Origin of the sequence: Spiroplasma gladiatoris (assembly GCF_004379335.1) — a bacterium.
Taxonomy (GTDB): Bacteria; Bacillota_I; Bacilli_A; order Mycoplasmatales; family Mycoplasmataceae; genus Spiroplasma_A; species Spiroplasma_A gladiatoris.
Window position 1 is genome coordinate 1,148,329 of the sequence record NZ_CP038013.1, and the last position, 16,314, is coordinate 1,164,642.

At 27.6% G+C, this 16,314-nt stretch carries 17 protein-coding genes; 7 read left to right on the plus strand and 10 right to left on the minus strand.

The genetic code is table 4. The features are described 5' to 3' along the window. The first annotated feature begins 39 nt into the window (after positions 1 to 39). Positions 40 to 1,572 (plus strand): ABC-F family ATP-binding cassette domain-containing protein, encoded by a 1,533-nt coding sequence (locus tag SGLAD_RS05195; protein ID WP_134298359.1) that lies wholly within the window; start codon positions 40 to 42, stop codon positions 1,570 to 1,572. Here SGLAD_RS05195 and SGLAD_RS05200 read toward each other — a convergent pair. The 3 genes from SGLAD_RS05200 to rnmV are packed head-to-tail and all read right to left on the minus strand — an operon-like array spanning position 1,569 to position 3,604. Then, positions 1,569 to 2,282, minus strand: a complete 714-nt coding sequence (locus SGLAD_RS05200; protein WP_134298361.1) for a GHMP family kinase ATP-binding protein — start codon at positions 2,280 to 2,282, stop codon at positions 1,569 to 1,571. The two genes, SGLAD_RS05195 and SGLAD_RS05200, sit on opposite strands and share 4 nt — an antisense overlap. After that, a complete protein-coding gene (rsmA, locus tag SGLAD_RS05205) occupies positions 2,269 to 3,069 on the minus strand; it encodes a 16S rRNA (adenine(1518)-N(6)/adenine(1519)-N(6))-dimethyltransferase RsmA (protein WP_208338081.1) in 801 nt (266 codons plus the stop codon). The genes SGLAD_RS05200 and rsmA overlap by 14 nt, the downstream gene beginning before the upstream one ends. 1 nt (position 3,070) lies before the next feature. Beyond that, positions 3,071 to 3,604, minus strand: coding sequence for a ribonuclease M5 (gene rnmV, locus SGLAD_RS05210; protein WP_208338082.1), 534 nt, complete (start codon positions 3,602 to 3,604; stop codon positions 3,071 to 3,073). 94 nt (positions 3,605 to 3,698) lie between these two features. On the opposite strand from rnmV, the gene mreB (SGLAD_RS05215) reads away from it, so the two are divergent. From mreB (SGLAD_RS05215) to mreB (SGLAD_RS05235), 5 genes are all read left to right on the plus strand, one after another. Next, a complete protein-coding gene (gene mreB, locus SGLAD_RS05215) occupies positions 3,699 to 4,742 on the plus strand; it encodes a rod shape-determining protein (protein ID WP_134298365.1) in 1,044 nt (347 codons plus the stop codon). Between the two features lie 220 nt (positions 4,743 to 4,962). Continuing rightward, complete coding sequence (locus SGLAD_RS05220) at positions 4,963 to 5,997, plus strand: rod shape-determining protein (protein ID WP_134298367.1); 1,035 nt, start codon at positions 4,963 to 4,965, stop codon at positions 5,995 to 5,997. A gap of 17 nt (positions 5,998 to 6,014) precedes the next feature. Further along, positions 6,015 to 6,329 (plus strand): hypothetical protein, encoded by a 315-nt coding sequence (locus tag SGLAD_RS05225; protein WP_134298370.1) that lies wholly within the window; start codon positions 6,015 to 6,017, stop codon positions 6,327 to 6,329. Between the two features lie 161 nt (positions 6,330 to 6,490). Next, positions 6,491 to 7,522, plus strand: a complete 1,032-nt coding sequence (gene mreB / locus SGLAD_RS05230) for a rod shape-determining protein (RefSeq protein ID WP_134298372.1) — start codon at positions 6,491 to 6,493, stop codon at positions 7,520 to 7,522. A gap of 52 nt (positions 7,523 to 7,574) precedes the next feature. After that, positions 7,575 to 8,627, plus strand: a complete 1,053-nt coding sequence (gene mreB / locus SGLAD_RS05235) for a rod shape-determining protein (protein WP_134298374.1) — start codon at positions 7,575 to 7,577, stop codon at positions 8,625 to 8,627. A 60-nt stretch (positions 8,628 to 8,687) separates the two neighbouring features. Here the strand turns inward: mreB (SGLAD_RS05235) and SGLAD_RS05240 are convergent, their stop codons facing one another. Then, complete coding sequence (locus SGLAD_RS05240; protein WP_134298376.1) at positions 8,688 to 10,247, minus strand: uracil-xanthine permease family protein; 1,560 nt, start codon at positions 10,245 to 10,247, stop codon at positions 8,688 to 8,690. Positions 10,248 to 10,520: 273 nt separating this feature from the next. Between SGLAD_RS05240 and mreB (SGLAD_RS05245) the strand changes: the two genes are divergently transcribed. Continuing rightward, positions 10,521 to 11,579 (plus strand): rod shape-determining protein, encoded by a 1,059-nt coding sequence (mreB, locus tag SGLAD_RS05245; protein ID WP_134298378.1) that lies wholly within the window; start codon positions 10,521 to 10,523, stop codon positions 11,577 to 11,579. A gap of 35 nt (positions 11,580 to 11,614) precedes the next feature. Here the strand turns inward: mreB (SGLAD_RS05245) and SGLAD_RS05250 are convergent, their stop codons facing one another. From SGLAD_RS05250 to rpmH, 6 genes are read right to left on the minus strand one after another with little or no spacing between them, the layout of a single operon-like run. Then, entirely contained in the window at positions 11,615 to 12,409 is a 795-nt protein-coding gene (locus SGLAD_RS05250; protein ID WP_134298380.1) for a TatD family hydrolase, read from the minus strand. A 7-nt stretch (positions 12,410 to 12,416) separates the two neighbouring features. Beyond that, a complete protein-coding gene (mnmE, locus tag SGLAD_RS05255; protein ID WP_134298438.1) occupies positions 12,417 to 13,763 on the minus strand; it encodes a tRNA uridine-5-carboxymethylaminomethyl(34) synthesis GTPase MnmE in 1,347 nt (448 codons plus the stop codon). A 50-nt stretch (positions 13,764 to 13,813) separates the two neighbouring features. Further along, entirely contained in the window at positions 13,814 to 14,380 is a 567-nt protein-coding gene (locus SGLAD_RS05260; RefSeq protein WP_134298382.1) for a hypothetical protein, read from the minus strand. Beyond that, the gene (gene yidC / locus SGLAD_RS05265) at positions 14,355 to 15,560 is read right to left on the minus strand and encodes a membrane protein insertase YidC (protein ID WP_134298384.1); all 1,206 of its coding nucleotides are present in this window, start codon (positions 15,558 to 15,560) and stop codon (positions 14,355 to 14,357) included. Before yidC ends, SGLAD_RS05260 begins: the two co-directional genes overlap by 26 nt. Positions 15,561 to 15,578: 18 nt before the next feature. Next, the gene (gene rnpA / locus SGLAD_RS05270; protein WP_134298386.1) at positions 15,579 to 15,908 is read right to left on the minus strand and encodes a ribonuclease P protein component; all 330 of its coding nucleotides are present in this window, start codon (positions 15,906 to 15,908) and stop codon (positions 15,579 to 15,581) included. Position 15,909: 1 nt separating this feature from the next. Next, positions 15,910 to 16,044, minus strand: coding sequence for a 50S ribosomal protein L34 (rpmH, locus tag SGLAD_RS05275; protein ID WP_025363633.1), 135 nt, complete (start codon positions 16,042 to 16,044; stop codon positions 15,910 to 15,912). Positions 16,045 to 16,314: the final 270 nt, after the last annotated feature.

A 16,314-nucleotide genomic window follows, 5' to 3' on the forward strand; every position in this document is an offset into this window, starting at 1 on the left:
ATAAAAACCTTATTTTAAAAGGTTTTAGAGGAGAATAATATGGGATTAGTTAATATTTATGAGATTACTCATAAAAATGGAGATAAAAAATTGTATGAAGATACAGCTATAAAACTAAATAAAGGTGAGCATATTGCCTTAATAGGTCCTAACGGGGCTGGAAAGACAACTTTGCTTAATATAATTGCAAAAAAAATAGTTCCTGATAAAGGAACTGTAGAAATTCATGAACGTACTAAAATTGGATATTTGGATCAACATCAAGATGTTGATTTGGAAATGACTGTTGATGCTTATTTAAAGCTTGCTTTTAAGGATTTATATGAGTTAGAGTCTAGGATTCATAAAATATATGAAGATATGGCAACTGAATATAATGAAAACGAATTAGTTAAAGCTTTAAAGTATCAAGATATTTTAAATCATAATGATTTTGATATGATTGATAAAAAAATTGGTAATCTTGTAGATGGTCTTGGAATTGGTTTAGAAAAACTAAATTCTAAAATGGGGGATCTATCTGGAGGACAAAAAGGAAAAGTTATGCTAGCCAAACTTCTATTAAGTGGTAATGATTTTTTGCTTTTAGATGAGCCAACTAACTTTTTAGATATTCAACAAGTGGAATGACTTGCTAAATTTTTACAATCTTATGAAAAAGCTTTTATAATGGTATCTCACGATAACGATTTTATAAATAAAACTTGTAACATAATCTATGCACTGGATAATTTTAAATTAACAAGATTTGTTGGTAACTATGATAAATATTTACAAGATTCTCAAATGCTAAAAGATCAATACGACAAGGCTTTTAATGCGCAAAAAAAAGAAATTAAAAAACTAGAAACATACATTGCAAAAAATATAGCTAGAGCTAGTACTTCAAATTCGGCTAAATCAAGAGTTAAGGTTTTAAATAAAATTGATGTTCTAGAAGAACGAAGAGATTTAGTTAAACCAAAGTTTTCTTTTATGTACAAAAGACCTTCAACATCAGTTGTTCTTCAAGCTAAAGATTTAATTATAGGTTATGATTCACCTTTATTACATGCACTTAATTTTGAATTGAGAGAGGGTGAAAAATGTATTATTAGTGGAAAAAATGGGATTGGTAAGACAACTTTTTTAAAAACAATATCTACTGAAATAAATGCGTTTGAGGGAAAAGTTGAACTAGGTAACGGTGTAGAATATGCCTATTTTAAACAAATTGAAGATGTTCATGGAATTAACGCAGTTCAATATTTAATGAGAAAATTTCCAGACATTACAGAATCGGAAGCAAGAGCTAAAGTTGGACAATTTGGAGTTAAAAGTTCTTTAATGATGCAACCAATGGAAAAACTATCTGGGGGAGAACAAACTAGAATAAGATTAGCTGCTTTAAGTATGATACCTTGTAGTTTGCTTGTTTTAGATGAACCTACCAACCATATCGATGTGTTAGCAAAAGAGGCTTTGTTAGAAGCAATTCAATCTTTTAAAGGAACAGTGTTATTAACTACTCATGATATTAATTTTTCTACAATGTGGGCAGACAAAGTTTTAGATTTTGAAAAGTTAGTTTAAAAGTTTTTGTTAAAAAAACTTTTTTTTATTTTATTAAAAGTTTTGTTTTTAATAAAAGTTGAACCACTACCAGACATAACACCCCTGCTAATATATTTTTTCAATTCGGGGTAAAGTTTACAAGCAGAATCAGTTAAATTATTATACTTAGAGTTCACAGTTACTGGTACATAATCAAAGTTTTCGTATACTTTCTTTGTGTCACAAAAAACTTTAGTTAAAATTAAATCCTTTTTTTTAATAAGGATCTCATTTTCAAATTTTTTAACCGCTTCTCCATAAGAAGAAACTATTGCAGAGTGAAAACTTGAAATGTAAAAAAAAGAATCATACCCAACTTGCTTTGCTATTTCTTTTAAAATTTTTTTATCTTGCGTAAAATATTTAGCTAAAAAAAAGGCGTCAGATGTGCCTCCTCCAAGACCCGCTCCTAAAGGAATTCTTTTCTTCAGTTTGATTTTGTAAAATTTATTAATAATTTCTCTTTCTCTTAAAATTTTTAGTACTATAAATAGAAAATTATTTTTCTCTAAAGTTTTTTTGTTACAAACTATTATGTCTTTAGTTTCTTTATCTGACAGTATTAAAATTTCGTCATACAAATTTTTAACATACGTAATTAAGGATTCAATTTTATGATATCCTGTGAGATCTTTTTTTTCTACTTTTAAATATAAATTTACTTTTGCATAAGCTTTAATTTTTAGCATCAACAACCTCATTAAACATATTTATAAATCCTTCTATAGAAATATTTTCTGGTCTTTTATTTGTATCTATATCTACATTATTTAATATTTTTTCTGCTTTTTCTTTATCTTGTAAAATGTTGTTTAAATTATTTAAGATAGTTTTTCTTTTGTTGTTAAAAAGTTTTCTTACAAAAGAAATAAATTTTTCATCATCATTAACTTTTTCCAAGTAATTTTTATTAAAACAAAGAGAAATTATTGCAGAATCTACCTTTGGAACTGGGTTAAATAAAGTTTTTTTAACAGTAAACTCGTATTTTAACTCGCTATAAAATTGGCAGGCTACTGATAAATTATTATAATTTTTTTCATTGTATTTAGCACATATTCTTTGTGCCACTTCTTTTTGTGTCATAAACACTGCTTTAGAAAAAATAGCGCTGCATCTTAAAGTTTTAAAAATTATTTCACTTGTTATATAGTAAGGTGTATTGGAAATAATAGAGACTCTTTTAAATTCTTTATCAATTAAGTCTTCAAAATTTATATTTAATACATCTTCAATTATTAACTCAAAATTATTGTATCTAATTTTGTTTTTTAAAATAGTTTCCATATCTTTATCAATTTCAATAGCTATAACTTTTTTAAAACGTGAGCACAGTTCATTAGTCAAAGCCCCCTGACCTGGTCCGATTTCTATTATTAAATGATCTTCTGTTTGATCTAAAGTATCAATAATTTTTTTTATTAAATTTTTGTCTGTAATAAAATTTTGCCCAAATTTTTTTTTAGCTATTATCATTTTATTCTCCTATTATTTTTTTTAATTTATCAATATTTATGTCTATTAAATTAATTCACTTGAAAAGTTTTTTTGCATTGATACTTTCATCTCAATTAAAAATTTTTGCTATTTTAATTCTGTTTTCTTTTTTATAAATTTCATAATTCAAATAATCCTGTCAAGAAATGTTTTTTGTAATCTTGTTTTTAAACTTTAATAAATTTTTTAAAGCATACTTAATATCTTCTTCGTTTGCTTCTGCAATACCTATTTTTTTTGTATTTACTAAATTTTTTTTATCAATAAATGCATTTATGCAATCATTATCTAAATAGGAATTAATTTTATCTCTTATTCTTGATCCAGGACCATCAGGATCTGTAAAAATTATAACTCCTCTTGTTTCATTAATTTTTTTTATTAATTCTAATGTATAATTATTTAAAGATAGTCCGTTAGTTTCAATTGTTTCTACATTATCAATGCCAAAAATATTTTTTAACTTTATGGTGTCTGACTTTCCTTCAACAACAATAATTTGTTTTATAATCATGATTTAAACCTTTCACTATTATACTAGTATTTTACATAGATTTAATGTATAATGATAGTCGAAGGGTTTTTTCTTTACAAAGGAGGAAAATTGAATGGCATCATGAGATCGTAAAAGAGAATTCGTAGCTTTAGACTTAGGTACTGCTAACGTAGTTGCATACTTAGGGGGACAAGGAATCATATATAATGAACCTTCAACTATGGCATACGATGTTCACACAAATACAGTTATCGCTTATGGAGAACAAGCTTATGAAATGGTTGGTAAAACAAACGAAGACATAAGAATGGTTGTACCATTAGTGGATGGGGTTATTGCTGACTTAGACGCAGCAAAAGACCTTATTAAAATTATTTTCTCACGTATTAAGTTATCTGATATCTTAAAAAATGCTTTAGTAGTTCTTGCCTGCCCTTCAGGAGTTACTGAACTTGAAAGAGGAGCATTAAAACAAGTAGTTGCAGATATGGGAGCAAAAAATGTTCTTGTTGAAGAAGAAGTTAAATTGTCAGCAATCGGTGCTGGAATTAACATCTCTATCGCAAGTGGACACTTAGTTGTTGACATCGGTGGAGGAACTACAGATATAGCAATCATTTCAGCTGGAGAAATTATTATTTCTAGATCAATTAAAACAGCTGGAAATCACTTTGACGAAGAAATTAGAAAATACATTCGTGCAGAGTACAACGTATTAATCGGAATAAAAACTGCTGAAAAAATTAAAGTAGAGATCGGTGCATTAACAAAAATCGATAATGGACGTACTTTCCGTGCATTCGGACGTGACGTAATTTCAGGGTTACCAAGAGAAGTTGTAATTTCACCAGACGAAGTTAAAAATGCTTTATTAGCACCATTTTCAAAAATTACTGACTTAATTGTTGAAGTAATGGAAAATACACCTGCTGAATTAGCTGGAGATATTATTAGAAATGGTATTACTATTTGTGGTGGTGGAGCATTGTTAAGAGGTATTGATACATACTTTGAATCAATATTCCAATTAAAAGTTACAAAAGCTCAAGATCCTTTATTAACAGTTATTGAAGGAACTAAAGAATACGAAAAACAAATTGAAAAATGATTAGACGTTGTTGAATTACGTGATTCTAGAGAATACAATATTAAATAGTAAAAAAAGAAGCTCAATTAAAAGCTTCTTTTTTTACTATTTAATAGTGTTTTTTCTCATTTTGAAACTTTTCTAAAACTTTTTACTTACTCATTTTATTTTTTGATAATATTAAGGTGTATTTTTTATAATAAAATTACTATGCTTAATTTTCTATAATTATTGTGATATTTCTTATAAAAAGTAGTTAAAATATTATTAATAGAAAGAGGACAACATTATGGCAAAAGCAACTTTACAACAAAGAACTCATGTTGCTATTGATATAGGAACTAGTAAAACTAAAATTCATATTGATAAAATCGGGATGGTATTTAATGAATCAACAATTCTTGCTTTAGATTGAAAATCAAATAAAGTGTTAGCAATTGGAGATGCAGCTAAAAAATTTGTAGGTAAATTAAGTGGGACTTTACAATTAAAGTACCCAATGAAGCGTGGAGTAATAACTGACATGGCAATGTTAAAGAAATTTTTATTAACTATCTTGTCAAAACACTCAAGCGAATTAAAAGATTCAATTGTTACTCTAGCATGTCCTACAAGCGTAACAGAATTAGAAAGATCTTCTTTGATTAAATCAATAAAAGATTTAGGGGTTTTTTATGTAAATGCTGAAGATGATGTAAAACTTGCATTATACGGAGCCGGAATTGATGTTTACAAAACTGTTGGTAATCTTTGCTTAGATTTAGGGGCAGGAAAATCTACTGCTGGAATAGTTGTTAACGGCGAAACAATTCAATCAAAATGAACTAAGATTGCTGGAAACACAATTGATCAAGAAATAATTAAACAAATAAAATCAAAAGAACAAATGCTTGTTGGAGAAATAACAGCAGAACAAATTAAAAACACAGTATCTTCTTTAGTTAAAAATAAAACTCCATTAAAGTTGACAGCTTACGGATATGACTTAACTTCTGGAATGCCAAAAGACTTTGAAATCAATGAAAATGATGTATCAAAACTTTTATTAGCAGCATTTGGGAGTATAACAAGTTTGGTGACTAGCGTTTTAGAAGGATCGCCAAATGAGATTGCAGGAGATGTTGTTAGAAATGGAATTATTGTAACTGGTGGAGTTGGTAAAATCCCAGGTATTAAACCATTTTTAGAAGACTTTTTTGAAATTCCTGTAAAAATAGCTAATAATTGTTTAACAGCAACTATTGAAGGAGCTATAAAACATAAAGAATTAACAATAAAAAAATACGAATATGAAAATAATCACATTGATTCGTTATTTCAATAATCAAAATGGTGAATAAAATGAGACCAGAAATACTTTTACATTTAGATAAAAATTTGAAAAATAATTATGATAGAGTTTATGTAACAAAAAGCCTAAATATGTGTGCACATGATTTTATATCTTTTGATAGAAAGAATGTTTCTTACAAATGTACTAGTTGTTTTTTTAGTTTTGATTTTGATGATTTTAAAGATTACTTGTCTTTCAAAAATAGACTAATAAAAGATTTTGACTTTGAAAGAGCAGAACAAGAACTAAAAGCTAAAATAGTAAAAGAAAATAAAAAAATCCAAATACTAGAAAGTTTAAAAGATTTATATGAACTTTATTAAAAGTTTTGATATAATTATAGAAATTGATAGGTAACTTTATTATTGAAAGTTGCCTTTTTTTATGGTAAAATCTCCTTAGATTATGTATCCTACAAATAAATAGAGATATGTAATTCATATACTAAATCATTATAAATAAAAGAAAAAAGGAGAATTTAAATATGGCAAGCAAAAAACCTACATTTGTCTCAATGGACTTAGGTACAGCAAACACACTTGTTTATATTGCTGGACAAGGAATTGTTTACAACGAACCTTCAATCGTTGCATATCGTATTAAAGAAAACAGAATTGTAGCTGTTGGAGAAGAAGCTTACAAAATGATTGGTAAAGGAAACAAAACCATTAGAGTTGTAAGACCAATGGTTGATGGAGTAATTACTGATATTAGAGCAACTGAAGCTCAATTACGTTATATTTTTACAAAATTAAGAATTACAAAACAATTAAGACACTCAATTATGTTATTAGCATGTCCTTCAGTTATTACTGAATTAGAAAAAACTGCTCTTAAAAAAATCGCTGTTAACTTAGGTGCTGACCAAGTATTCGTTGAAGAAGAAGTTAAAATGGCTGCATTAGGTGGAGGAGTTAATATTTATGCTCCAACAGGAAACTTAATCGTTGATATGGGTGGGGGAACTACTGATATAGCTGTTTTAGCATCAGGAGATATAGTTCTTTCAAAATCAATTAAAGTTGCAGGAAACTACTTAAATGATGAATGTCAAAAATTTATTAGATCTCAATACGGATTAGAAGTAGGATCAAAAACTGCTGAATCAATTAAAGTTAATGTTGGTTCATTATCAAAATACCCTGATGAAAGACGTATGAAAGTTTACGGACGTGACGTTGTTTCAGGATTACCAAGAGAAATTGAAATCACACCAGAAGAAGTACGTGAAGTGTTGAAAGTTCCAGTTTCAAGAATTATTGACTTAACAGTTCAAGTATTAGAAGATACACCTCCAGAATTAGCAGGAGATATCTTTAGAAATGGTATTACAATTTGTGGTGGTGGAGCATTAATTAGAGGAATCGATAAATACTTCGCAGATACATTACAATTGCCAACTAAAGTTGGAGAACAACCATTACTAGCTGTTATTAATGGAACTAAAAAATTTGAATCAGAAATTTGAGAAATTATTAAAGCTCAAAGAGCTCATGAAGATATCATGAGCAGATAATAATCTATCTTTTTGTAGTTACAATTAAAAATACACAAAGGAGGTTTTGTCTATGTATATAGAAAACAAAAGACCTTTTATTAGTTTGGATTTAGGGACAAGTAACATTCTTGCTTATGTTTCTGGTCAAGGAATTGTTTATAATCAACCAAGTCTTATGGCTTATGATATTAATCAAAATAAACTAGTAGCAATCGGTCAAGAAGCTTATGAAATGATTGGTAAAACAAACGATAACATAAGAATGGTAACTCCTTTAGTTGATGGAGTAATTGCAGATCTAGATGCTGCAAAAGATTTATTAGAGCACATATTTGATAGATTAAAAATGATGAATTTTTGAAAAAACTCAGTTGTTGTTCTTGCTTGCCCAAGTGGTGTTACTGAATTAGAGCGTGATGCTTTAAAAATGGTAGCTAGAGACATGGGCGCAGATCTTGTTGTTGTAGAAGAAGAAGTTAAAATGTCAGCTATTGGTGCTGGTGTTAATATCGAACTTCCTCTAGGTCATTTAATAATTGATATTGGTGGAGGAACTACTGATATTGCTATTATTTCAGCAGGAGATATAGTTCTTTCAAAATCAATTAAAGTTGCAGGAAACTACTTCAACGAAGAAATTTTAAAGTTTGTTAGAGCAGAATATAACATTGCTGTTGGTATTAAAACTGCAGAAAATGTTAAAAAAAATATTGGCTCATTAGTTAAATATCCAAATGAACGCTCAATGCAAATTTATGGAAGAGATATAGTTTCAGGTTTACCAAAAGAAGCAACAGTTAACTCAGAAGAAATAAGAAATGTTCTTTTGGGAGCTTTTGGAAGAATAACTGACTTAGTGATTGAAGTTATGGAAAATACACCTCCAGAATTAGCAGGAGATATCTTAAAACAAGGTATTATCTTGTGTGGTGGTGGTGCACTTGTTAGAAATGCAGACAAATATTTTCATGATATCTTTCAGTTGCCAACTAAAATTGCTGCAGATCCTTTGAACTGTGTAATTGAAGGAACAAAAGCATATGAAAAAATAATTCTAAAAAGAATTGAAGAAGGCTTCTATAAAGGAACTCAAGAAACTTTTTTACAAACATTAAAAAAATAATTTTAAAACAAAAACCTTGCTTATAAGCAAGGTTTTTGTTTTTTTAATTTAATTAATATATTATTTTGTTTCTCTATTTTTTTTAAGTTGTTTTTGTTTGATTTTGTTTTTTCGTTCTAATGCTCTTTTTTCTCTATTTAGTTTTCTTTGTGTTGCATTATCTTTAAATTCTTTAATAAAGTTGATTTTAAAGATTCCATCATTTAGTTGTTTTGGCAATAATACATTTAATAAAACCCCAACTATTGTTGCTATAAATAGTCCTGTAAACTTAAATCCAGACCTCCCTAACTCTATTTCCACTCCACTAACTCCTAAACCTACTCCAATCGCTAAAGTTATAGCAATTACAAATATGTTTTTTGCATTTGAGAACTTCACTTTTCCTTCTACTAAAATTTTTATTCCGTTAGATGCTATCATACCAAATAGTACAACCCCTATTCCTCCCATTACAGGAGTAGGAATCATATTAATTAATTGATTAAAAGGTGCTATAAAACTCATTGCAACTGCAAATATTGCTGCTAAACCAATCGCTCAAACACTTGCTATTCTTGTCATATTAACAACACTAGTATTTTCAGCATAAGTTGCGTTGGCAGGACCACCTACTAAGCCGGCAAACATTATAGAGACCCCATCTGCCATTAATGTTCTATGAATTCCTGGGTTAGAAATATAATCTTTATTTGTTATAGATCCAATATTAACATGTTCTCCTAAATGTTCTGTCATTGTTATAATTGCTATTGGCACTATTGCCACTATGGCAGGCCCTATTTGTTCAGATTTTACTGATCAAATTTTTTTAAAACTTGGATATCATTCTCAATTTTGTATATCGCTCATAAGTGATGTATTCAACAAACTTAATCCTGCTTTTTGAAATGAAAAATGAATTATTATTGCTAATATATAACCTACTACTAAAGCAAGTAAGATTGGTATTGCCTTGAAAAATGTTTTTGCTTTTAAAACACATATTGCTGCAACTAATATTGTAATCGTTCCTAAAAGAATAGCTAATCATTGAGGATAAGCTACATATCCCGCTTGTCCTTGTTGGATAGTATTTGAAATTCAACCGTCTTTTGCATCATTTCATAAACCCATATTTTGTAAAGCACTTTTTATAGCACTCATTCCAATAATTATAATTATAGGTCCTGTAACAACTGGTGAAAATGCTTTTTTAACTCATGATGAACCAGTTCAATATATTATAAATCCCATAAGTACATATAAAACACCAACTCCAAATACTGCTATAAAAACTGCATTTCCTCAGTCTTTATAACCTAACCCAATTGTTGTCATATATGCAAAACTACTTCCTAAATATAAAGGAACTTTAGCTGCTGTTAAAGCAATATAAATTAAAGTTCCAACACCAGAACAAAACAATGCCATTGAAACGTTCATAACCGGCTCACCATTAATGCCTGCAGATAAACTGTTCATAATCATGGGTACAAGCACTGTTGCACCAAACATAGCAAAAACATGTTGAATTGATAAAAGTATTCATTTACCAACATTTTTTGGTCTTTGATGTGGTTCTAATATTAAGGTTACTTTAGTAAGTTCCTTTTGAATTTCTTCTTTATTTTCTTGCATAATATCTCCTTACATTTTTTAATAATAAATTTTAATATCTCCTTTCTAATTTTTCTAAAAGTGATTATATATTAGTTATTTAAATTTTTATATAGAGATTTAAGTTTAAATAAAAATTTTTTTGTGTTATTTTGCTTATTGATTATTTGCATTAAAGCTGTGAATTATACTCAAACCATTTAAAACTCTGAGACTGGTTTAGTAAATATAATTGCTTTATTAAAATTGTCAATGTATAATAAAAATACAAATGTTTTGTAATTAGGAGGAAATATGAAATTAGAAGATCGTACATTTATCGCCCTTGATTTAGGGACAAGTAACATTCTTGCTTATGTTGGTAAACAAGGTATTGTTTATGACGAACCGTCAATCATGGCTTATGATACATTCACAAACGAATTAGTAGCTTTGGGTCAAGAAGCTTATGAAATGGTAGGAAAAACACACGAAAGTATTAGAATGATTGTTCCGATTAGAGATGGAGTTATTACTGATTTAGAAGCTGCAAAAGATTTATTAAAGCATATCTTTGCAAAATTAAAAATGTTAAATGATTGAAAAAACTCAATAATATTATTAGCTTGTCCAAGTGGAGTTACCGAACTTGAAAGAGAAGCTTTAAAACAAGTAGCTTATGATATGGGAGCAGAAATCGTTCTTGTTGAAGAAGAAGTTAAAATGGCTGCATTAGGCGCAGGTTTAAATATCGATTTACCAAGAGGAAATGTTGTAATTGATATTGGTGGAGGAACTACTGATATTGCTATTATTTCAGCAGGTGATGTTGTTATTTCAAGATCTGTTAAAGTTGCAGGAAACTTTTTTGATGAAGAAATCAAAAAATATATTCGTTCTGAATATAACGTAACAATTGGTGATAGAACCGCTGAAAATGTTAAAAAAGAATTAGGCTCACTTTCTAAATATAAAGGTGAAAAAACAATGTCTGTATTTGGTAGAGATATTGTTTCAGGATTACCAAAAGAAGCTGTAATTAGTTCAGAAGAAATTAGAAATGTTTTGGTAAACTCATTTAGTGTAATTACAGATTTATTAATTGGTCTTATGGAAAATACACCTCCAGAATTAGCAGGAGACATAATCACAAATGGTTTTATGATTTGTGGTGGTGGATCAAAAATTAGAGGAATTAAAGAGTACTTTAACGGGATATTCTCAGTTCCTTGTACACTTTCACCAAACCCATTAACTGGTGTTGTTGAGGGAGCAAAAGGGTTCCAAAAAATCATTAATAGACGTTTAGAAGCAGGATACTATGGTAAAAATGCTAAGGACGTTAAAAAAGGAAGTCAAAGTAAATATATTTAATAAAAAAATCTTTTCAAATTGAAAAGATTTTTTTATTAATCTATTTTAAAAGCTTTTTTAGCATTTCTTGAAGTTATATCTATAACGTCATGCTTATTTAAATTTTTTATTTTTGCGATTTCATTAACTGTGTATATGATTTCTTTTGAGGTATTAACTTTTCCTCTGTTTGGAACAGGTGTTAAATATGGAGCATCTGTTTCAACTACAATGTTATTTAATGAAAGTTTTTTAACTGCATCTTGTAACTCTTCTGCTCCTTTAAAAGTAATTACACCTGGTATTGATATGTAATAACCTTTGTCTACAAATTTTTTTGCTAACTCATATCCCCTTGTGAAACAATGAATTATGACGTTTTTAACTTTCATTTTAACTAAAATTTCTAATGCATCATTATAAGCGTCAACTTTACCGTCCTCATCCCTTATGTGCATCATTACTGTTAAATTATTTTCTAATGCAATTTTAATTTGTTTTTTTAAAACCTCTTTTTGAATTTCTACATAATCTCTTGTGTAGTAATAATCTAGTCCAATTTCTCCAATTGCTACGATTTTATTCGCATGTGCTAAAACTTCTATTTCTTCTAAATCACTTTGATTAATTGCGTGAGCTTCATTTGGGTGAATTCCTACAGCGCCATAAACTTCATCATACTTTAATGCGTATTTTGCAGCTTGTTTTGATGATGGAACATCATATCCAACACAACAAAATCTGTCTACCCCAACAAGTTTTGCTTCTTTTATAATTTCTTCAGTGGTAATTCCTAATTCTTTATACTTAGGATCATTAAAGTGTGTATGTGTATCAAAAATTCTTGCCATTATATTCCTACTTTCCTAAACAGTATTTTTTAAAAATATTGTTGATTACTTCTTCATCCATCTCTATTATACCAAGTAAATTATTAATGATTTCTAGTGATTTATACAAATCAATACTTAAAATGTCAAAATCGAAACCATTTTCAAGATTTTTTATTGATGAATTTATCAAATTTAAAGCTATTTCTAAGTTTGTTATATCATTTATATTTGTTAAAATAGGCAAATCTGCGACCAATAAGTCTTCATTATTATACAAACTTTGTATTTTTTCAATCAACTTATTAACTTCTTTGTTTTTTGCACTTACACAAATTATATGCTTATCTTGTAAAAAAACTTTTTTTATTTCTTCTTTTGATAAAATATCTGCTTTATTTAAAACTATTAAATATTTTTTACTTTTAATTTTTTTAAATATGGTTTGATTGATAACTGGTTTGTCTATAACATATAAAATTAAATCTGATTCTTTAATTTGATTTAAACTTTTTTCAATACCAATTGATTCGACTTGATCATTTGTTTTTCTTATTCCTGCTGTATCTGAAATTTTTAATGAAAAGTTATCAAAGCTAATCTCGCCTTCGACGATATCTCTTGTTGTGCCTTCAATATTTGTAACAATTGCTTTGTCTTCATTTAATAATGCATTTAAAAGTGAAGACTTCCCAACATTTGGTTCGCCAATTATAGTTGTTTTAATACCTTGATTTATAAATGTTGCTCTTTTGCTTACTTTTAAAATTTCTGCTATTAAGTTAAATGTTTCTTTTAAAGATTTTAGTATTTCTTCAGAACTTGACCCTTCAATATCATCATAATCTGGATAATCAATTGAAGTTTGTATTCTACTTATCATATCTAATATTTTTTCTTTAATAATTATTACCTTATCGTTATTTTTACCAACAACTCCAATTGCATTTAATTTTATAGATAAATTATTTTTTGCTTCAATTAAATTATTAATAGATTCTGCTTGCAAAAGGTTTATTCTTCCATTTAAATATGCTCTTTGAGAAAACTCTCCTGGATTAGCCAGTCTTGCTCCGTTAAAAATTAATAACTGTAAAATTTTATTTGTTAATAAAACTCCTCCGTGACAATTTATTTCTACGACATTTTCTCCTGTAAAAGAATTATTTTCTACAAAAGTTAAAATTAAAGATTCATCAATTAGTTGATTATTATCATATATTTTTCTTAATTGTTGAACGTTTTTTTCGATTAAAGGTTTTTTTAATAATTTATTTACAATATTAAAAGCTTCTTTTCCAGAAATTCTAATTATAGAAATTGCTTGTTTAGATAAGTTTGTTGCAGGAGCAACAATTGTGTCTTCTAAAAATAATTTCATAATTCACCTCTTCGCCATTATATCAAAATAAAAAGACAGTTATTTTATTTAACTGTCTTAAAAAATATTTTTATAATTTTTCCAGCATCAACGTCTAAAGATTTTCAAACTACTAAATTATAACCTAAAAATAATTTGTATAACTTTTCTCTTTTGTTTTTTGAAACCGGTAAAGTGTATAAAGTTTCTTTTTTTGTTAAACAAGTTCTTATCAATTTTTTAATACTATCTTCTGTTGTAAGTTTATTTCCTAAATACAAATGGTAATAGTCTACTATAGTAAAGTTAACTGTTATATTAAATTTTAAGTGACACATTATTTCTATAAATTTTTTCAAAGTATTTTTTTTTGAATTGAGAATGAAAGTTTTTGGTTTTATAAAAATCTTGTTTGTGTGACTTTTTTTATTTGCAATTACAGAAAACACCTTTACATTAAAATTTGTTTCTACAATTTTTTTGATGAATTCTAGTATTTCTAATCTTTTAGAATTAGATAAAAATAAAACCAGTTCTTTATCTTGATCTCTGTAAATAAAATTTACATTAGGTCTTACTTTATTAAAGAAGTGGTAAAATTTTTTATTATTTAGCTTTAACATTTTTTTCATTATTCTTTTCAATTTTCTTTACTTTAGCTGCTCTAATTTTTTCTCTTTTTTTCAATGCTCTTTTTGATTTACTTTCTTTTAAATAATGGAATAAAATAGTTTGAGCTATTTGAAGTGTTGATGAAAAAATTCAATAAATTGCAACCCCTGAAGCAACTGTACTAACAATAAATATAAATACTCCAATAAAAATTAATTGGAATATTAAAGTTTTTTTCTTAGCTTTTCTTTGTTGTTCTGATTCTAGATGTTTTTTCTTTTTAAATGCATTTAGAATCATTGGCATAAACATTGATAAAACTTGCATTGGTAAGTAAACTGCAATTAATGCAAGATATATTCAGTTTCCTTCTTTAATTTGAGTTCAAGGTTGTTCAGTAAGTGTAACTTCTCCAACGGTTGCTGTTTTAAGTGCATGAGTTGCTCTAACAACAGTAAACATGGCAAATAAGAAAGGCATTGATAAAAATGATGTTGCAATTGAACTTATTGGACTAATTCCTTCTTTTTTGTAAAGAGCCATTAATTCCATTTGCTGTTTTTGTTTAGCTTGCGGGTCATTTGAACCTTTATATTTTTGTTGTATTTCTGCTTGCTTACCTTGAAGACTTGTCATTTTCTCTTGATTCATCTGCGTTTTTAGCGTAAATGATAAAACTATTAACCTAACTATAATTGATGTTAATAATATTGCAAATATTACAGAGACACCATAATTAGATTTTGTTGGATCTAAGAATCCATCAGTTGTCCCTGAAAAAGCTCTAATAAATGCCGTTAATAAGTAAGCTAATGGATAAACGAAAAATCCGTAAAAAGGAGATGCAGTTACTGTAAAGGCTTCTGCCCAATTAGTAATAACCTTTAGTTGATATTCATAAAAAACGCCGTCTTTATCAGTTGAAAACCAGTGAGTTTTTGAACCAAAGTCGTTTAAACTTTTAATTATAAATTCAAAAGCTACCCCTGGAGCATAAACTTTATTCCCTGCCATATCAGATACTTGATTAATAGTATATCCTTTTGTATACATTTGAACACAACCCCAAAGAATTGAAATCATAACAAATATAAATAAACTAATTTTTATTCAAGCTCAAATTTTTTTTAAAATATCTTTTTTTGTCCGTTTTCCTTTACCGTTATTATTCAAATACTTCGAATAATCTTGCTTATACAAAATTTACACCCCTTTCTATTAGTTTAATTTATTTAATAAATTGTTAAGTTCATCAAAATTAAAAGCATAGTTTTTTGCCAAAAACTGGTTTCTTGCCATAATAACTATTTGATATTGTTTTATTTTTAAAGTTGGTAGCAATTCAAATATCATTAATCTGATTTGTCTTTTTACTTTATTTCTAACAACTGCATTTCCAATTCTTTTACCAACAGAGATTCCGTACTTAAAGTTTTTTTGACTATCTTTATTAAAATACACTATAAAACTTCTGCCTTTTAAAAAATTTTTTTTACCTATTATCTTTTGAAAGTGATGATTTTTTTTAACTATATTTTCATTTTTCATATTAAGCGCTTAATTTCGCTCTACCTTTAGCTCTTCTAGCTTTGATAACTTTACGCCCGTTTTTTGTTGCCATTCTTGCTCTAAAACCATGAGTTCTTGCATGTTTAATTTTACTTGGCTGTCATGTTCTTTTCATAGTTGTACCTCCTTTTTAAAGAAAACTTCATTTAAAATTATAACTTATTTCTTTGTTTAATTTCATATAACTTTGTATTTTATTACATTAATAGATTGGTGATAATACGTGGATAAATTAATATGTGGATAACTATTATATACCTTATATTTACTAGTTTTAAATATATAAGTTTTCCACATTAACTTAAAAAATATAGTTATTCTCTAAGTCTTTTTCTCAAAATAATGTGAATAACTTATAATTAGTATGTTTATAGGAGACAAAATT